This window comes from Amycolatopsis sp. NPDC114505 (assembly GCF_055633615.1).
Genome location: NZ_JBVKDV010000005.1, coordinates 339,486 through 355,586 on the forward strand (window position 1 = coordinate 339,486; position 16,101 = coordinate 355,586).

The 16,101-nt window shown below is 72.2% G+C and carries 13 protein-coding genes; 9 read left to right on the top strand and 4 right to left on the bottom strand.

Going from position 1 to position 16,101, the window contains the following annotated elements; all coding sequences use genetic code 11:
* Window positions 1-12 precede the first annotated feature (12 nt).
* A complete protein-coding gene (locus ACZ7OU_RS44475) occupies window positions 13-783 on the top strand; it encodes an alpha/beta fold hydrolase (RefSeq protein ID WP_470259896.1) in 771 nt (256 codons plus the stop codon).
* A 57-nt stretch (window positions 784-840) separates the two neighbouring features.
* Here the strand turns inward: ACZ7OU_RS44475 and rpmB are convergent, their stop codons facing one another.
* Window positions 841-1,032 (bottom strand): 50S ribosomal protein L28, encoded by a 192-nt coding sequence (gene rpmB, locus ACZ7OU_RS44480; RefSeq protein WP_247062089.1) that lies wholly within the window; start codon window positions 1,030-1,032, stop codon window positions 841-843.
* Window positions 1,033-1,166: 134 nt separating this feature from the next.
* On the opposite strand from rpmB, the gene ACZ7OU_RS44485 reads away from it, so the two are divergent.
* Genes ACZ7OU_RS44485 through ACZ7OU_RS44495 form a run of 3 tightly spaced genes read left to right on the top strand, consistent with a single transcriptional unit; the run spans window position 1,167 to window position 5,371 of the window.
* The gene (locus ACZ7OU_RS44485) at window positions 1,167-2,744 is read left to right on the top strand and encodes a DAK2 domain-containing protein (protein WP_470259897.1); all 1,578 of its coding nucleotides are present in this window, start codon (window positions 1,167-1,169) and stop codon (window positions 2,742-2,744) included.
* A 3-nt stretch (window positions 2,745-2,747) separates the two neighbouring features.
* Window positions 2,748-4,901: an ATP-dependent DNA helicase RecG gene (gene recG, locus ACZ7OU_RS44490; protein WP_470259898.1), complete on the top strand. Its 2,154-nt coding sequence runs from the start codon at window positions 2,748-2,750 to the stop codon at window positions 4,899-4,901.
* Window positions 4,898-5,371 (top strand): GNAT family N-acetyltransferase, encoded by a 474-nt coding sequence (locus ACZ7OU_RS44495; RefSeq protein ID WP_470259899.1) that lies wholly within the window; start codon window positions 4,898-4,900, stop codon window positions 5,369-5,371. Before recG ends, ACZ7OU_RS44495 begins: the two co-directional genes overlap by 4 nt.
* Here the strand turns inward: ACZ7OU_RS44495 and ACZ7OU_RS44500 are convergent.
* Complete coding sequence (locus ACZ7OU_RS44500) at window positions 5,331-5,966, bottom strand: TetR/AcrR family transcriptional regulator (protein WP_470259900.1); 636 nt, start codon at window positions 5,964-5,966, stop codon at window positions 5,331-5,333. The two genes, ACZ7OU_RS44495 and ACZ7OU_RS44500, sit on opposite strands and share 41 nt — an antisense overlap.
* A 31-nt stretch (window positions 5,967-5,997) precedes the next feature.
* Here ACZ7OU_RS44500 and ACZ7OU_RS44505 point away from each other — a divergent pair, with 31 nt between their 5' ends.
* The 5 genes from ACZ7OU_RS44505 (at window position 5,998) to ACZ7OU_RS44525 (ending at window position 14,787) form a co-directional block, all read left to right on the top strand.
* Entirely contained in the window at window positions 5,998-7,116 is a 1,119-nt protein-coding gene (locus ACZ7OU_RS44505; RefSeq protein WP_470259901.1) for an erythromycin esterase family protein, read from the top strand.
* Window positions 7,117-7,178: 62 nt separating this feature from the next.
* Entirely contained in the window at window positions 7,179-9,548 is a 2,370-nt protein-coding gene (locus ACZ7OU_RS44510; RefSeq protein ID WP_470259902.1) for a caspase, EACC1-associated type, read from the top strand.
* A 43-nt stretch (window positions 9,549-9,591) separates the two neighbouring features.
* Window positions 9,592-10,488 carry a S8 family peptidase gene (locus tag ACZ7OU_RS44515; protein WP_470260165.1) on the top strand — a complete coding sequence of 299 codons (897 nt, stop codon included), beginning with the start codon at window positions 9,592-9,594 and terminating at the stop codon, window positions 10,486-10,488.
* A 133-nt stretch (window positions 10,489-10,621) separates the two neighbouring features.
* Entirely contained in the window at window positions 10,622-13,999 is a 3,378-nt protein-coding gene (locus ACZ7OU_RS44520) for a pyruvate carboxylase (RefSeq protein WP_470259903.1), read from the top strand.
* Window positions 13,996-14,787: an arginase family protein gene (locus ACZ7OU_RS44525; protein WP_470259904.1), complete on the top strand. Its 792-nt coding sequence runs from the start codon at window positions 13,996-13,998 to the stop codon at window positions 14,785-14,787. The genes ACZ7OU_RS44520 and ACZ7OU_RS44525 overlap by 4 nt, the downstream gene beginning before the upstream one ends.
* On the opposite strand, the gene ACZ7OU_RS44530 is transcribed toward ACZ7OU_RS44525, so the two are convergent.
* Together ACZ7OU_RS44530 and ACZ7OU_RS44535 are read right to left on the bottom strand one after the other, a co-directional pair.
* On the bottom strand, window positions 14,784-15,149 hold the full coding sequence (locus ACZ7OU_RS44530; protein ID WP_470259905.1) for a GntR family transcriptional regulator: 366 nt from the start codon (window positions 15,147-15,149) through the stop codon (window positions 14,784-14,786). The genes ACZ7OU_RS44525 and ACZ7OU_RS44530 overlap by 4 nt on opposite strands.
* Entirely contained in the window at window positions 15,146-15,841 is a 696-nt protein-coding gene (locus tag ACZ7OU_RS44535; protein ID WP_470259906.1) for a hypothetical protein, read from the bottom strand. The genes ACZ7OU_RS44530 and ACZ7OU_RS44535 overlap by 4 nt, the downstream gene beginning before the upstream one ends.
* Window positions 15,842-16,101: the final 260 nt, after the last annotated feature.

Genomic DNA, 16,101 nt, shown 5'->3' on the forward strand with positions numbered 1-16,101 from the left:
TTGGAGGACACCATGAACGTCACGTCGGCCGACGGCACGACCATCGCTTTCGACCAGCGCGGATCGGGCGCGCCGGTGATCCTGGTCGGCGGCGCGTTCAACGACCGGACGACCGTCGCCGGCCTGGCCGAAGTGCTGGCCGGGGACTACACGACGATCGCCTACGACCGGCGCGGCCGCGGTGACTCCGGGGACGCCGCTTCGTACGCGTTCGAGCGGGAGATCGAGGACATCGCGGCGCTGATCGCCCACGCGGGTGGTTCGGCGTCGGTGTTCGGGCACTCCTCGGGCGCGGTGCTGGCCCTGGAAGCGGCGGCGGCCGGTCTCCCGATCGACAAGCTCGTGGCGTACGAGCCGCCGTACGCGACTCCCGAACAGGCGCGGGGTGACGTCCTGGGGCAGGTGCGGGCCCAGCTGGCCGCGGGTGACCGCGACGGCGCGGTGAAGACGTTCCTGATGGTCGCGGGCACCCCCGAGGAGATGGTCGAGGGGATGAAGCAGGCGCCGGTGTGGGGCTGGTTCACGGGCCTGGCGCACACGCTGCCGTACGACCTGACGATCTGCGGCCCGGGCGCCCACCCCCGCTTGGACCACCTGGCGAAGATCGCGGTCCCGACGCTGGTCATCGGGGGCGGCGCGAGCCCCGAGGAGCTTCAGGCGGGTGCCCGCGTGGCGGCCGAGGCGGTTCCGGGAGCCCGCCACGAGACGCTGGAGGGGCAGGACCACGGCGTGCTGCAGTACCCGGAGACGCTGAAGCCGCTCCTGCTGGACTTCCTGAAGTAAGCGAAAAAAATGGCGGGTGCTCCGGAGAGCACCCGCCATTTTCGAACTCTTCTCGCCTCAGCCGCGAACGACCTTGCCCGCCTTGATGCACGAGGTGCACACGTTCAGGCGCTTGCGCTGGGAAATACCCACCTTGGCGTGGACGGTCTGGATGTTCGGGTTCCACCGGCGGTTGGTACGCCGGTGGGAGTGCGAGACCGACTTGCCGAAGCCGGGTCCCTTGCCACAGACGTCGCACACGGCAGCCACGTCGAACTCCTTTGGATCTGGGTCATAGAAATGAGCCCAGATGCACTGGGCAACTCGACCATAGTAACTACTGCGTTCCCGGCCCCGAGCACCGGGTCGATACGCTGCCCCGGGACCGGGTAGGAGGTTACGGGGTGCGGGTGCTGGACGTGGCTGCGGTGTCGGCCTGGGCGACGGGCTGCGTGCGCAGTCTCGCGAGCCTGCGGCCGGCCATCGACGAGATCAACGTCTACCCCGTCGCGGACTCCGACACCGGCTCCAACATGCTCTTCACGATGACCGGCGCGGCGAAGGAACTCGAAGCCGCGCAACCGGAAGACGCCGCCGAAGCGCTGAAGATCCTCGCGCGCGGTGCCGTCGCTTCGGCCAAGGGCAACTCCGGCGTGATCCTCTCCCAGGTCGTGCGCGGGCTGGCCGACAGCGCCCGGGGGGAGCTCGACGGCGAGTGGCTGGCCCAGGCGCTCGGGCACGCCGACGAGGTCGCCACCGGCGCGGTCAGCCGCCCGGTCGCCGGGACCATCCTCACCGTCCTGCACGCCGTCGCCCTCGCTGTGCGCGGCGACACGGTCTCGCTCGGCGAAGTCGCGCAGAAGGCCGCGAAGGAAGCCGCGCACGCTCTCGAGAAGACGCCCCTGCAGCTGCCCGCGCTGGCCAGGGCCGGGGTCGTCGACGCGGGCGCCCGCGGGCTCGTCGCCGTGCTCGACGCACTGGTCGGCGTGCTCACCGGCGTCCCGCTGCAGCAGGAGCACCCCCTCGAGGTGCACGCGATCCCGCAGGCCGAGGCCTACGCCTGGGAGGTCATGTACCTCCTCGACGGCGTCGACGAGCTGAGCCTGCCGACCCTGCGCAAGGAGCTGAGCGGCCTCGGCGACAGCGTCACCGTGGCCGGCGACGGCTCGGGCAGCCACGCCGTGCACGTCCACTGCGCCGACATCGGCGCCGCCATCGAAGCCGGGCTCGCCCTGGGCCGCCCGCGCAAGATCCGCGTCGAACCCCTGCTCACGCCCACGCCGATCGAGCCGGGCGGCGGGATCGACCGCACGGTCGTCGCCGTCGTGCACGGTGGCGAGCTGGCCGAGCTGCTGCGCGCCGAGAGCATCCCGGTGCTGGCCGTGGGTGAGGGCGAAACCCCCAGCATCGAGGACGTGATCGGCCTGCTCAACGAGGCCGCGGGGCGGCACGTCACGGTGCTGCCGGGCAGCGTCGCGCTCACCGCGGCGGTCGACACCGCGGCCGGGCACGCGATGGCGGGCGACCGGGACGTCGTGGTCATCCCGTGCGTCTCGCCGGTGCAGGTCCTGGCCGCTCTCGCCGTGCACGACGCCGGGCGCCGCACCAACGACGACGTCGTCGCGATGGCCGAAGCGGCCGCCGCGACCAGGCGTGGCGAACTGCGGATCGCGCGCGAGGAGTCGCTAACCTGGGTGGGCCGGGCCCAGTCCGGCGACGTGGTCGGCCTGGTCGACGACGAGGTGGTGCTGATCGAGCCGGCACCGGCGTCGGAGACGAACCTGGTCGCGGCCGCGATGAACGTGCTCAACCGGATGCTGGCGCTCGGCGGCGAGCTGGTGACGGTGCTGAGCGGGGCCGCCGCCCCGCCCGGGGTCGTCGAGGAGCTCGCGGAGCAGCTGCGGGTCGAGCACCCGGAGGTGGAGCTGACCAGCTACGCCAGCGGCCAGGCGGAAGCCGTGCTGCTGATGGGAGTCGAATAGCCGATGGCCGGACTGCGCGACAAGCTGCCGCTGCTCCTGGGCGCCAAGACGGCGAAGGCGCTCGCCACGGCGTTGGACATCGAGACGGTCAGCGACCTGCTGCGCCACTACCCGCGCCGCTACGCCGAGCGCGGCGAGCTCACCGACATCGCCGGCCTCGAGCTCGGCGAGCACGCCACGGTGCTGGCGCGCGTGGAAAAGGTGAGCAAGCGGCGGATGAAGTCCCGCAACGGGACCATCCTCGACATGGTGATCACCGACGGGAAACGCCGGCTCACCTGCGCCTTCTTCAACCAGGCCTGGCGCGAGAAGGACCTCGTCCCCGGCAAGACCGGCCTGTTCGCCGGCAAGGTGTCCGCCTTTCGCGACACCCTGCAGCTGACCAACCCCGAGTACGAGCTGTTCGACGCCGAGAACGAAGCCGCGGCGATGGACGACTTCCTCGCCGCGATCATCCCGGTCTACCCGGCGGCGCAGGGCATGCCGACGTGGTCGATCGCCAAGTGCGTGCGCCAGGTCCTCGACGTCCTCGAGGTCGACGACGACCCGATGCCGGCCGAGCTGCGGCGGCTGCACAAGCTGTCCGACCTCGACACGGCGCTGCACGGCATCCACCGCCCGGCCAACTGGGCGCACCTGGAGGCGTCGAAGAAGCGGCTGAAGTGGGACGAGGCCATGGCCGTCCAGCTGATCTTCGCGCAGCGGCGCCACTCGGCCATCTCGCGACCGGCGAAGGCGAACCCGCACGTCAGCGGCGGCCTGATGGACGCCTTCGACAAGCGGCTGCCGTTCGACCTGACCGCGGGCCAGCGGGCGATCGGCGACGAGATCGCCGCGGACCTCGCCTCCGAGCACCCGATGAACCGGCTGCTGCAGGGCGAGGTCGGCTCCGGCAAGACGATCGTCGCGCTGCGGGCGATGCTGCAGGTCGTCGACAACGGGCGGCAGACCGCGATGCTGGCCCCGACCGAGGTCCTCGCCGCCCAGCACGCGCGGTCGCTGCGGGAGATGCTCGGCGACCTCGGCCAGGCCGGCGAGCTGGGCGCGGCGGAGAACGCCACCCGCGTGACGCTGCTCACCGGGTCGATGGGCGCGAAGGACCGCAAGAAGGCGTTGCTGGAGATCGTCAGCGGCGAAGCGGGCATCGTCGTCGGCACGCACGCGCTGATCCAGGACCACGTCGAGTTCGCCGACCTCGGCCTCGCCGTCGTCGACGAGCAGCACCGCTTCGGCGTCGAGCAGCGGGACGCGCTGCGCACCCGCGGCGCCGGCGACACCAGCCCGCACGTCCTCGTCATGACCGCGACGCCGATCCCGCGCACCGTCGCGATGACCGTGTACGGCGACCTCGAGGTCTCCGCGCTGCGCGAGATGCCGGTCGGGCGGTCGCCGATCAAGACCACCGTGGTGCCGGTGGCGGAGAAACCGGCCTGGTTCGACCGGATCTGGCAGCGCGTCCGCGAAGAGGTCGGCAAGGGGCACCAGGGGTACGTCGTGTGCCCGCGGATCGGAGACGAGCCGCCGTCGGACAAGAGCGACAAGCGGCCGCCGCTCGCGGTCCTCGAAGTCGCGCCGGAACTGGAGCATGGCGCGCTTCAGGGGCTCAAGATCGGTGTGCTGCACGGCCGGATGCCGCCCGACGAGAAGGACGCCGTGATGCGCGCGTTCTCGGCGGCGAAGCTAGACGTCCTCGTGGCGACCACGGTGATCGAGGTCGGCGTCAACGTCCCGAACGCGACCGCGATGGTGATCATGGACGCCGACCGGTTCGGCGTCAGCCAGCTGCACCAGCTGCGCGGCCGCGTCGGCCGGGGCAGCGTGCCGGGCGTCTGCCTGCTGGTCACCGAGGCTCTCGACGGCACCGCGACGCGCGAGCGGCTGGCCGCGGTCGAGTCGACGACCGACGGCTTCGAGCTGTCGCAGCTGGACCTGGAGCTGCGCCGCGAGGGCGACATCCTCGGCGCCGCGCAATCCGGCAAGCGCTCGACGCTCAAGCTGCTGTCGCTGCTGCGGGACGAGGACGTGATCGCCGCGTCGCGGATCAGCGCGCAGGAGATCGTCGAGAAGGACCCGGACCTGAAGAAGTACCGCGGCCTGGCGCAGATGGTCGCCGACGTCGTCGACGTCGACCGCGCGGAGTACCTGGAGAAGAGTTGAGCATTCGTGACGCGACGGTGGCCGACGCACAGGGGATCGGCGAGGTCCACGTGGCGTCGTGGCAGGCGGCTTACGCGGGCCTCATCCCGGAGGACTTCCTCGCGCGCCTTACGGTCGAGCCGCGCGCGGCGTCGTGGGCACGGCAGATCGGCGAGGGCGCCGGCCGGGTGCTGGTCGCCGAGGAGGACGGCGTCATCGCGGGGTTCGCCGCGTTCGGGGACGCGCAGCTCTACGCGCTGTACCTGCTGCCGCGGTTCTGGGGCCGCGGCCTCGGCCGGGCGCTGCACGACCGGGTCGTCGAAGGACTGTCCGGCGACAGTGCCGTGCTGTGGGTGCTGTCGACGAACGAACGCGCGAAGGCCTTCTACGTCCGGCAGGGCTGGGTGGACGACGGCGCCACCCAGACGGAGACGATCGACGAGGGCCGGGTCACGCTGGAGGAGACGCGGTTCCGGCTTCGGCTGTCGTGAACACCCCGGCTTTCGCGGCCGCTGCCGCCGCCGCGGCCGCGACTCCGGCGTCCTGCGGTGTCACGCCTTCGCGGGAGACGAACAGGCGGTAGAAGATCGGTCCGCACGCGACCCGGACGACCTCGACCGCGTCGGTGCCCGCCGGGACCTCGCCGCGTTCGACGGCCCGGTCGACCACCACGGCCGAGCGCGCGTGGCGGTCGACGTAGAACTCCTGCAGGGCGTCGGCCGCGCGGGTCGAGAGGAAGGCGGCCGAGATCGACGCCGTCGGCAGCTCGCGCTCGCCGGGCGAGGTGAAGTAGTGGACCAGCTCGAGGTTGATCCCACGCAGGTCGCCTTCCAGGGACCCGGTGTCCGGGGGCGTCCACTCCTGCTCGGTCCCCATCAGCAGGGCCGCCGCGACCAGGCCTTCGGCGGACTCCCACCGGCGGTACAACGTCGTCTTGTGCACGCCGGAGCGCTCGGCGACCGCCTCGACGGTCAGCTCGGCGTACCCGCGTTCGCCGAGCAGCTCGAGGGTGGCGTTCAGCGCGGCGAGGCGGGTCCGCTCGGTGCGGCCGCCCGGGCGCTTGGTCCCGGAAATCTCGGTTGCCAACTGCTACTCCTGTTGCGTTAGTGTGCCCAGTATGCCAGGAACCGTCGCCGTCACCGAGATCGCCGAGCTGATCGGCGCCGCCGAAGTCGTCGCCATCGGCGAGAACAACCATCACATCCGCGAGTTCGGCGTGCTGCGCGACCAGCTCCTGCGGCACCTCGTCACCGAGTGCGGGTTCACCGTCCTCGGCTTCGAGGGTGGGTACCCCGAAGGGCGGCTCGTCGACGCGTGGCTGTCCGGCGGCCCGGGTGAGGTGGCCGACATCGCGCGGGACGGCTTCACCTTCGGCCTGGGCGACTCGGCCGAAGTGCACTCGATGCTGACCTGGCTGCGTGGCCGCGGCGTCCGGTTTGCCGGCTTGGACCTGCCGAGCTCCGCCGGTTCGCCCGTGCCGTCGCTGAAGGCGGTCCGCGAAGTCCTGTCGCGGGTGGATCCCGCCAATGTGTCCCTTGTGGACACGGCGATGGCGGCCTGTGAGCCGTACGCGTCGGTGAGCAGTGCGGTCGCGCCCGGACGGTACAAGGAGATGAGCGTCGAGGCGCGGGACGCGGCCACCACGGCGCTGACCGTCCTCAAAGGACACGTCGAGTCGCTGGCACCCGAAGCCGCGCACGACGCCGAGGGCGCGTTGCGGATCGACCTGTACCTGCGTGAGCTGGCCGCGCTGATGGCCGGGCAGGCGCCGGAGCCGCAGAGTTCGTCGCGGGACACGTACATGGCGGCCACCGTCCGGCTGCTGCGCCGGCGGTTTCCGGGCGAGAAGATCGTCCTGATGCTCCACAACGGACACCTCCAGCGCGTGCCGTTCTCGCCGATGCCGGGCATGACGGCGCCGTCGGCGGGCACCCACCTGGCCGCGGAGCTGGGGGACAAGTACTTCGCGCTCGCTTTGACCGCGGTCTCGGGGACGACGACCGGGCTCGTCCCCGACGAGGGCGAGCGGCTCGGTTTCCGGATGTTCGAGCAGCCTCTCGACGCTCCGGCGGAAGGTAGTGTCGAGGCGGCGCTGGCTTCTCGGGCGCCGTGCGTGGTCGCGCGCCCGGCCGCGTCGGGCATCCGGCACGCGCACATGACCGTGTCGGTCGACGTCGCATCGGCGTTCGACGCGGTGGTCTGCCTGAAAGGGCAGGAAACGATTTTCCGGGCCTGAACCGGACAGGTGTGCCCGTTCGGCTGATTGCCGTAGTGGGTTCGTGGGCGTTTCCTACCGGTATGGCCGGGCGGAGGCGGGCGCTGATCGTCGCCAACGGCGAGTACGACAACGCGGGGCTGCAGCAGCTGGGGTCCCCCGCGGCGGACGCGGACGCCCTCGTGGAGGTGCTGTCCGACCGGGCGATCAGCGACTTCGAGGTCCGGGTGGTCCGCAACGAGACCGCGCACGTCGTGCAGGCCGAGATCGAGGACCTGTGCGCCGAGGGCCGGCCTGATGATGTCTTGCTGATGCACTTTTCCTGCCACGGCTTGAAGGACGACTCGGGCGGGCTGTACTTCGCCGCGCGCAACACCCGGCCCGACCGGCTCCGGTCGACGGCCGTGCCCGCGCAGTTCGTGCAGCAGTGCCTGCGGCAGAGCCGCTCGCGCAGCGTCGTCCTGCTGCTGGACTGTTGTTACGGCGGCGCGTTCGGGCAGGGCGTGGCGGTGCGCGCGTCGGGCGACGCGAACGTGCTCGACAGCTTCCGCGGCGGCCGCGGCCGCGCGGTCATCACGGCGTCGAACTCGATCGAGTACGCCTTCGAGGGCGCACGGCTGGCCGAGGGACAGCCCGCACAGCCGTCGGTGTTCACGTCGGCGCTGGTGGAGGGCCTGCGCACGGGCGAGGCCGACCGCGACGAGGACGGCTGGATCGCGCTGGGGGAGCTGTACGAGTACCTGTTCGACCGCGTCCGCGAGCGCAACCCGAAGCAGACCCCGAGCCGCGACATCGAGATGCAGGGCGAGCTGTACCTGGCGAAGAGCAGACGCCGCCGGATCAAGCCGTCCCCGATCCCGGCCGACCTGGCGGGCGCGATCGGGGCGGAGAACCCGTTCACGCGCCTGGGCGCGGTGGCGGAGCTGCGCAGACGTCTGGCGAGCGACAACCTGCCGGTGGCGATGGGAGCGTTCGAAGCGCTGAAGTCCATGGCGGCTACCGACATCCAGCACGTCGCGGCGGCGGCCTCGGACGCTTTGGGGTTCGCGGTGGTGCGGGTGGACGTGCCGTCGGTGCGGTTGTCGGCGGTCGCTGGTTCGCATGCGTCGGCGGCGCTGCGGGTGGTGGGGCCGCCGGTGGCGCGGGAGGTGCGGTTCGAGGCATCGCACGCGTGGATCCGGGTGGTCGAGGTCGCGGGCGGTGCGGAGCTGTCGGTGACGGCGGGGGAGACCGGAACGCGACGCGGGAAGGTCATGGTGACCGGGCCGACCGGGGACGTCGTGGTGGCGGTGGAGATCGAGACGGAGCCGGAGCCGGTTGCGGAGGTCGGGCCGGAGCCGGAGCCGGTTGCTGCGGCGGAGGTCGAGCTAGAGCCGGTTGCTGCGGCAGAGGTCGAGCCGGAGTCGGGCGCCGTGGCGGAGGTCGAGCCGGAGTCGGGCGCCGAGGAGCCGGGGCCGCGAGCGGTGGTGGCCGCCGCACCTGAGCCGGTGGTCGAGCCGGAGCCGGTCGCCGTGGCGGAGGTCAAGCCGGAGCCGGTTGCCGAAGAGCCGGAGCCGCGAGCTGCAGTGGCCGCCACGCCAGAGCCAGAGCCGGTCGCCGAGGAGCCGCGACCGGCCGGACCCGTCGAGCCCGAACCCGCGCCCGCGGCGGATCCGGTGGCCGGCACCGCCGGTGTCACGGCGATCGCCGGGGTCGTCTTCGCCCTGCTCGGGCTCGGCCTGAACTACCGCTACGACGAGTACACCCTCGGCCAGTACCGGCCCGGGATGCCGTTCTACGTCGTCTTGGTCGCGGTCTGCGCGCTGGTCGGCGGCGTCCTGGCCCTGGCGCCGCGAACCAGGCAGCGAACCGGCCCGGCCATCTTGGTGGGCGCCGGCTTCGCGGCGCTCTTCGGGCTGCTGCGCTTCATCGGCGAAGGGATCACCCTCGGGTCGGGCGATTCGGAGACCGGCCTCAACGCGGGTTTCGTCTTCGAACTGATCGCCCACGCCGCCGTGGTGGTCGCGGCCGTGCTCGCGCTCGTGGCGCTGCACCGCAGTCCGGGCCTCGCCTTCGGCGCCGGCTGGGTGCGGGGCTGGCAGCCGTGGGTGGCGATCGCCCTCGCCGGGGTGGTCTCGGCCGGGTGGATCGCCCAGCTGTCCGAGCTGGACTACCTCGATCCGAGCGAAGCCGGCCGGGCCACGGCCTACTTCACCCTCGGCCCGCTCCTGGTCCTCGTGCTGGTGGTCACCGTGGCGGCCCTGCGCCCGCCGGTGGTCGCGTGTGCGGTGCTGGGCGCCGGGAGCGCGGGGCTGGCGGGCGTGCTGGGTCCCACGTATTCGACCCTCCGCGAAAACACTTCGCTGACTCTCGCGGGCGAAATCCTCGCCGGGGTGGGGCTCGCCGGGCTGCTGGTGCTCGCCGTCGTCTGGGGCGTCAAGCTGCGGAATCAGCCGATCGAGCGACAGTCCTGAGTTGTCGCCCGGGCACCGCCGGGGTACCACGACGATCATGAGGATGCTGCTCGCCGCCGTGGCCATCGTGTTCGCCGGACAGACGCCGGCGGTCGCCGCCGGTGGGGTGCAGCCGGATCCGCCCAGCTGGGGGCTCGACCGGATCGACCAGCGCGCCGGGCTCGACCACGCCTACCACTACGCGAGCGACGCCTCGGGCGTCACCATCTACGTGATCGACAGCGGCGTCGACGCGAAGCACCCGGACTTCGAGGGCCGTGTCGCGCCCGGGCGGGACTTCCTGAACGGCGGCTCCGACACGTCCGACACCAACGGCCACGGCACGCGCCTCGCCGGGATCGCCGCGGGCAAGGCGTACGGCGTCGCGAAGGGCGCGCAGATCGTGCCGGTGCGGGTGCTCGACAAGGACGGCGGCGGCGCGACCGACCAGATCATCGCGGGCATCGACTGGGTCGCGCAGAACGCCCAGCAGCCGGCCGTCGCGGTGCTGGGCATCGGCGGCGTCCCGAACGACGGGCTCGACGCGGCGGTCAAGCGGCTGGCGGCGGTGGTCCCGGTCGCGGTCCCGGCGGGCAGCGAGACGGCCGACGCGAGCGGGTTCTCCCCGGGCCGGGTGACCGAAGCGCTGACCGTCGGCGCGACGGACGCCCAGGACCACCCGGACAAGGCGTCGAACTTCGGCGAGGACGTCGACCTGTACGCGCCGGGGGTGGCGGTCCCGTCACCGACCGCGGGCGGCACGGGCGCGGGCCCGGAATCGGGCACGTCGATGGCGGCGGCCTTCGCGGCGGGAGCGGCGGCGCTCTACCGCGCCCAGCACCCGGAAGCGGCGCCCGACCAGGTGGACCAAGCGCTTGTTCAGGCGGCGACGCCGGACGCGCTCAAGGGCGTCCCGGACGGCACGGCGAACCGGCTGCTTTACGCCGCGCCGGGATCCTGACAAGCTGCCCAGCCGCGGACCGGGCGAATCCCCTGGTCCGCATGACGTCCATCACCCGGGACACCGCTCCCGCAGAGCGGGAAGAACCGGGTAACGTGCGTTGACTTACCGATCCAACCGGGAAGGACCGGGCATGTTCCGCAAGGTGCTGGTGGCCAACCGCGGGGAGATCGCGATCCGAGCGTTCCGCGCCGGCTACGAACTGGGCGCGGGGACCGTCGCCGTGTTTCCGCACGAGGACCGCAACTCGCTGCACCGGCTGAAGGCCGATGAGGCGTACGAGATCGGCGAGCCCGGTCACCCCGTGCGGGCCTACCTCTCGGTCGACGAGATCGTCGCCGCCGCGAAGAAGGCGGGGGCCGATGCCGTCTACCCCGGCTACGGCTTCCTCTCCGAGAACCCCGACCTCGCGCGCGCGTGTGAAGAAGCGGGCATCACCTTCGTCGGGCCGAGCGCCGACATCCTCGAGCTCACCGGCAACAAGGCCCGCGCGGTCAAGGCCGCGCGGGAGGCCGGCGTGCCGGTGCTCGGGTCGTCCGAGCCCTCCAGTGACGTCGACGCGCTGGTCGCGGCCGCCGACGAGCTGGGCTTCCCCGTCTTCGTCAAGGCCGTCGCCGGTGGTGGCGGACGCGGGATGCGCCGGGTCCAGGATCCCGCCCAGCTGCGCGAGTCCATCGAGGCCGCCGCGCGCGAGGCCGAGTCCGCCTTCGGCGACCCGACCGTCTTCCTCGAGAAGGCCGTCGTCGAGCCGCGGCACATCGAGGTGCAGATCCTCGCCGACGGCGCGGGCAACGTCATCCACCTCTTCGAGCGCGACTGCTCCGTGCAGCGGCGCCACCAGAAGGTCGTCGAGCTCGCCCCGGCGCCGAACCTCGACCCCGAGCTGCGCGACCGGATCTGCGCGGACGCCGTCAAGTTCGCGAAGCAGATCGGCTACCGCAACGCCGGCACCGTCGAGTTCCTGCTCGACAAGCAGGGCAAGCACGTCTTCATCGAGATGAACCCGCGCATCCAGGTCGAGCACACGGTCACCGAAGAGGTCACCGACGTCGACCTCGTGCAGTCGCAGCTGCGGATCGCCTCCGGCGAGACCCTGGACGACCTCGGCTTGAGCCAGGACAAGATCTACCTGCGCGGCTTCGCCCTGCAGTGCCGCATCACCACCGAAGACCCGGCCAACGGCTTCCGCCCGGACACCGGGATGATCTCCGCCTACCGCTCGCCGGGCGGCTCCGGCATCCGGCTCGACGGCGGCACTGCCTTCTCCGGCACCGAGATCAGCGCCCACTTCGACTCGCTGCTGGTGAAGCTCACCTGTCGCGGCCGCGACTTCAAGACCGCCGTCGGCCGCGCGCGCCGGGCCGTCGCCGAGTTCCGGATCCGCGGCGTCGCCACGAACATCCCGTTCCTGCAGGCGGTCCTCGACGACGAGGACTTCCGCGCCGGGCGCGTCACGACGTCGTTCATCGAGGAGCGCCCGCAGCTGCTCACCGCGCGGCAGTCCGCCGACCGCGGCACGCGGCTGCTGACCTACCTCGCCGACCAGACGGTCAACAAGCCGCACGGCGAGCGCCCGAAGACCCCGGACGCCACGCTGAAGCTGCCGAAGCTCCCGAAGGACGCCCAGCCGGCCGACGGCTCGAAGCAGAAGCTCGTCGAGCTCGGCCCGGTCGGGTTCGCGGAGTGGCTGCGGAAGTCGCCGCACATCGGCGTCACGGACACGACGTTCCGCGACGCGCACCAGTCGCTGCTCGCCACCCGCGTCCGCACGAAGGACCTCCTCGCGGTCGCGCCGGTCGTCGCGAACACCCTGCCGCAGCTGCTGTCGCTGGAGTGCTGGGGCGGCGCGACCTACGACGTCGCGCTGCGGTTCCTCGCCGAGGACCCGTGGGAGCGCCTCGCCGCGCTGCGCGAAGCCGTGCCGAACATCTGCCTCCAGATGCTGCTGCGCGGGCGCAACACCGTCGGGTACACGCCGTACCCGACCGAGGTGACCCACGCCTTCGTCCAGGAAGCCACGAAGACCGGCATCGACATCTTCCGGATCTTCGACGCGCTCAACGACGTCGAGCAGATGCGCCCGGCCATCGAAGCCGTGCGCGAGACCGGGTCCGCGGTCGCCGAGGTGGCGCTCTGCTACACCTCGGACCTGTCGGACCCGGGCGAGAAGCTCTACACGCTCGACTACTACCTCAAGCTGGCCGAGCAGATCGTCGGCGCCGGCGCGCACGTCCTGGCGATCAAGGACATGGCCGGGCTGCTGCGCGCGCCCGCGGCGACCAAGCTGGTCACCGCGCTGCGCAAGGAGTTCGACCTGCCGGTGCACATCCACACCCACGACACCGCGGGCGGCCAGCTGGCCACCTACCTCGCGGGGATCAACGCGGGCGCGGACGCCGTCGACGGCGCGGTGTCGTCGATGGCGGGCACGACGTCGCAGCCGTCGCTGTCGTCGATCGTGGCGGCCACCGACCACTCCGACCGCACCACCGGGCTGAGCCTGGACGCGATCGGCGAGCTGGAGCCGTACTGGGAGAGCGTGCGCAAGATCTACGCGCCGTTCGAGGCCGGGCTGGCCTCGCCGACCGGGCGCGTCTACCACCACGAGATCCCCGGCGGGCAGCTGTCCAACCTGCGCACGCAGGCCATCGCGCTGGGTCTGGGCGACCGGTTCGAGGACATCGAGGCGATGTACGCCGCGGCCGACAAGATCCTCGGGCACCTGGTGAAGGTGACGCCGTCGTCGAAGGTCGTCGGCGACCTCGCGCTGCACCTGGTCGGCGCGGGCGTCTCGCCGGCCGACTTCGAGGCGGAGCCGAACAAGTTCGACATCCCCGACTCGGTGATCGGCTTCCTGCGCGGCGAGCTCGGCGACCCGCCCGGTGGCTGGCCGGAGCCGTTCCGCACCAAGGCCCTCGAAGGCCGGGCGGCGGCCAAGCCGGTGGCGGAACTGTCCGAAGAGGACCGTTCGGCGCTGGCCGAGCACCCGCGCCGGACGCTCAACCGGCTGCTGTTCCCGGCTCCCACCAAGGAGTTCGAGACGCACCGCGAGGCCTACGGCGACACGTCCGTGCTGCCCAGCAAGGACTTCTTCTACGGGCTGCGGCCGGGGGAGGAGTACGCGGTCGACCTCGAGCCGGGCGTGCGGCTGCTCATCGAGCTGGAGGCGATCGGCGAGGCCGACGAACGCGGCGTCCGCACGGTGATGTCGACGCTCAACGGCCAGCTGCGGCCCATCCAGATCCGCGACCGCTCGATCGCCTCGGACATCCCGGCGACCGAGAAGGCGGAGAAGGGCAACCCGAAGCAGGTCGCGGCGCCGTTCGCCGGCGTCGTCACGCTGCAGGTTTCGGAAGGCGACACGGTCGAGGCCGGCGCGACGGTCGCGACGATCGAGGCGATGAAGATGGAGGCGTCGATCACCGCGTCCGCCGGGGGCAAGGTCGGCCGGCTGGCGATCAACTCCGTCCAGCAGGTCGAGGGCGGTGACCTCCTGCTGGTGCTGGAGTGACGCTGGTCAACGCGGTCCCGCAGCGCCAGGGCGCGGTGGGACCGCGGGCGGCGGAGCTGCCGGACGGCTGCCTGGCGCTCGCGGAGCTGGCCGGGCACGTGCTCGGCCGGCCCGTCCACCACGTCCGGCAGACGCGGGAAGTGTCCGAAGTGGACCGCGGGATCGCGTCCCGTGCGGAGCTGACGGGCCCGAACCGCGCGGCCCAGCTGGCGGCACTGGAGGCCCCGGGCGGCCCGGTCCTGACGATCGGCGGCGACTGCGGGGTCGAGCTGGTCCCGATCGGCGTCGCGCGGTTCCGGTACGGCCCGGGCCTGGGCGTCGCGTGGTTCGACGCGCACGCCGACCTGAACACGGCTTCGACCTCGCCCTCGGGCGCGTTCCACGGGATGGTGCTGCGGTCGCTGTTCGGCGAGGGCGACCTGGAGTTCGCGGCGGACCCGGCTCTGACGCCGGGCCAGGTGGCCCTGCTCGGGACGCGGGTGTTCGACCCGGAGGAGCGGGCGGCGGTCGCGCGGGGGCTGGCGGTCACGTCGGTGGATGCACTGGTGGGCGTGGAGAAGCTGTACGTCCACGTGGACCTGGACGTGCTGGATCCGGCGGAGTTCGCGGGCCTCAACTACCCGGAGCCGGCCGGCTGGACCATTCCGCAGCTGGTGAGCGCGCTCGACGCCCTCACGACGTACGAGGTCGTGGGCGCGGGGATCACGGAGTGCGTGGGGACTTCGCGCGAGGTCGAGGTGCTGGAGCCGGTCCTGGCCGCGATCGGCCGCCTGCTCGCTCCCGGCTAACCGGTTTCGTAGGCGGCCCGGAGCGCGGTCGCCGCCGCCTCGACGTCCGCGCCGAGGTCGCGTGCCCGTGACGCGTACTCGATCGCCGCGGTGAGGAGCAGGGCCGTCGGGTCCGGGCGGTCCTTGGGAACCGTGACCACCGTGCCGCGCGCGCGGGCCGTCACCACCCAGCCCGCCGTCTCCAGTTCGCGGTACGCGCGGGCCACCGTTCCGGACGCCAGTCCCAAGTCACGGGCCAGCTGGCGGATCGGCGGCAGGCGCGTCCCGTCCGGGAGCGCCCCCGCCGTCACCGCGCGGACGATCTGGTCGTGCACCTGCCGCCAGGGCGCCAGGCCGTTTTCGGTGTCGACGACGATCTTCACGTCCGGGCCGGCTGCCGTTTCACCGGGGCGGTCACCGCCAGGAACGCGGCCAGCCCGGCGACGACCGCCAGCAGCGACCCGAGGTCCCCGCCCGGCCAGCCGATCGCCGCGCAGCCGGCGATGCCCAGCCCGATCGCGACGCGCCCGCTGCGGCGGCGCAGGGCCAGGTCGACCCGCGGCTCGCTGACCGCCGGCCGGCGCACCGCCAGCGCCGTGATCCCCCAGCAGACCACCGTGGTGCCCGCCGCGGCCGCCAGCAGCGTCCACTGCGCGGTCCAGACCAGGCGCACGATCGCGCCCGCCGACGCCAGCACGCTGAGCACCAGCGCCCAGACGGGGACGACGTCGGCCAGCGTCCGCGGGGCCAGGACGGCCTCGCGACGCGGAGTGCGCGACGGCCGCTGGGCGAACAGCTCCGCGATCAGGCCGCCGACCAGCAGCGTCGTGATGATCGTGCCCGGCCCGGTGTCGCCGAGCACGGGCGGGATCGCCAGGTAGAGCCACGGGTACCAGAGCCGGCGCCGCTTCAGGTACCGGACGGCGAGCGCCACCTCGCCGGCGTCCGGGTCCGGGACGCCCCAGCGTTCGAGAAGGCGCTTTCCGTGCTTCTCGCCCGGCCAGAGCACGATCAGGATCGCCAGGCCGATCAGCCCGCCGAAGAGCGCGACCGCCAGCACGTTGTCCCACGGCATATCCGGACCTCCTCGCTTGTATCAACCACACGATACAAGCGTTCGGCGCGGCGTGCGAGACGGCTTCGGGGTTCGCCCGTTCGTACGTACAATCGTGAGCAGTCGGCGGGGTACTTGTCAGCGAATCGCAGCCCGGCCCCGTGAACTTGTCACGAAGATGACAAGAAATCGGTTTCCCTTCGAAGGTGTGACACGTTCGGGACTACTTTTTCGATGTGTCCGGTGTCACCCCGCACCAGGCTGGGTGCCCGGTGCTCGCG

Excerpts from the sequence above, each read along its gene's own strand:
- ACZ7OU_RS44475 (WP_470259896.1), top strand. The coding sequence starts at position 13 with ATGAACGTCACGTCGGCCGACGGCACGACCATCGCTTTCGACCAGCGC.
- recG (WP_470259898.1), top strand. The coding sequence starts at position 2,748 with ATGGCCGGACTGCGCGACAAGCTGCCGCTGCTCCTGGGCGCCAAGACG.
- ACZ7OU_RS44505 (WP_470259901.1), top strand. The coding sequence starts at position 5,998 with ATGCCAGGAACCGTCGCCGTCACCGAGATCGCCGAGCTGATCGGCGCC.
- ACZ7OU_RS44510 (WP_470259902.1), top strand. The coding sequence starts at position 7,179 with ATGGCCGGGCGGAGGCGGGCGCTGATCGTCGCCAACGGCGAGTACGAC.
- ACZ7OU_RS44515 (WP_470260165.1), top strand. The coding sequence starts at position 9,592 with ATGCTGCTCGCCGCCGTGGCCATCGTGTTCGCCGGACAGACGCCGGCG.
- ACZ7OU_RS44520 (WP_470259903.1), top strand. The coding sequence starts at position 10,622 with ATGTTCCGCAAGGTGCTGGTGGCCAACCGCGGGGAGATCGCGATCCGA.
- ACZ7OU_RS44535 (WP_470259906.1), bottom strand. The coding sequence starts at position 15,841 with ATGCCGTGGGACAACGTGCTGGCGGTCGCGCTCTTCGGCGGGCTGATC.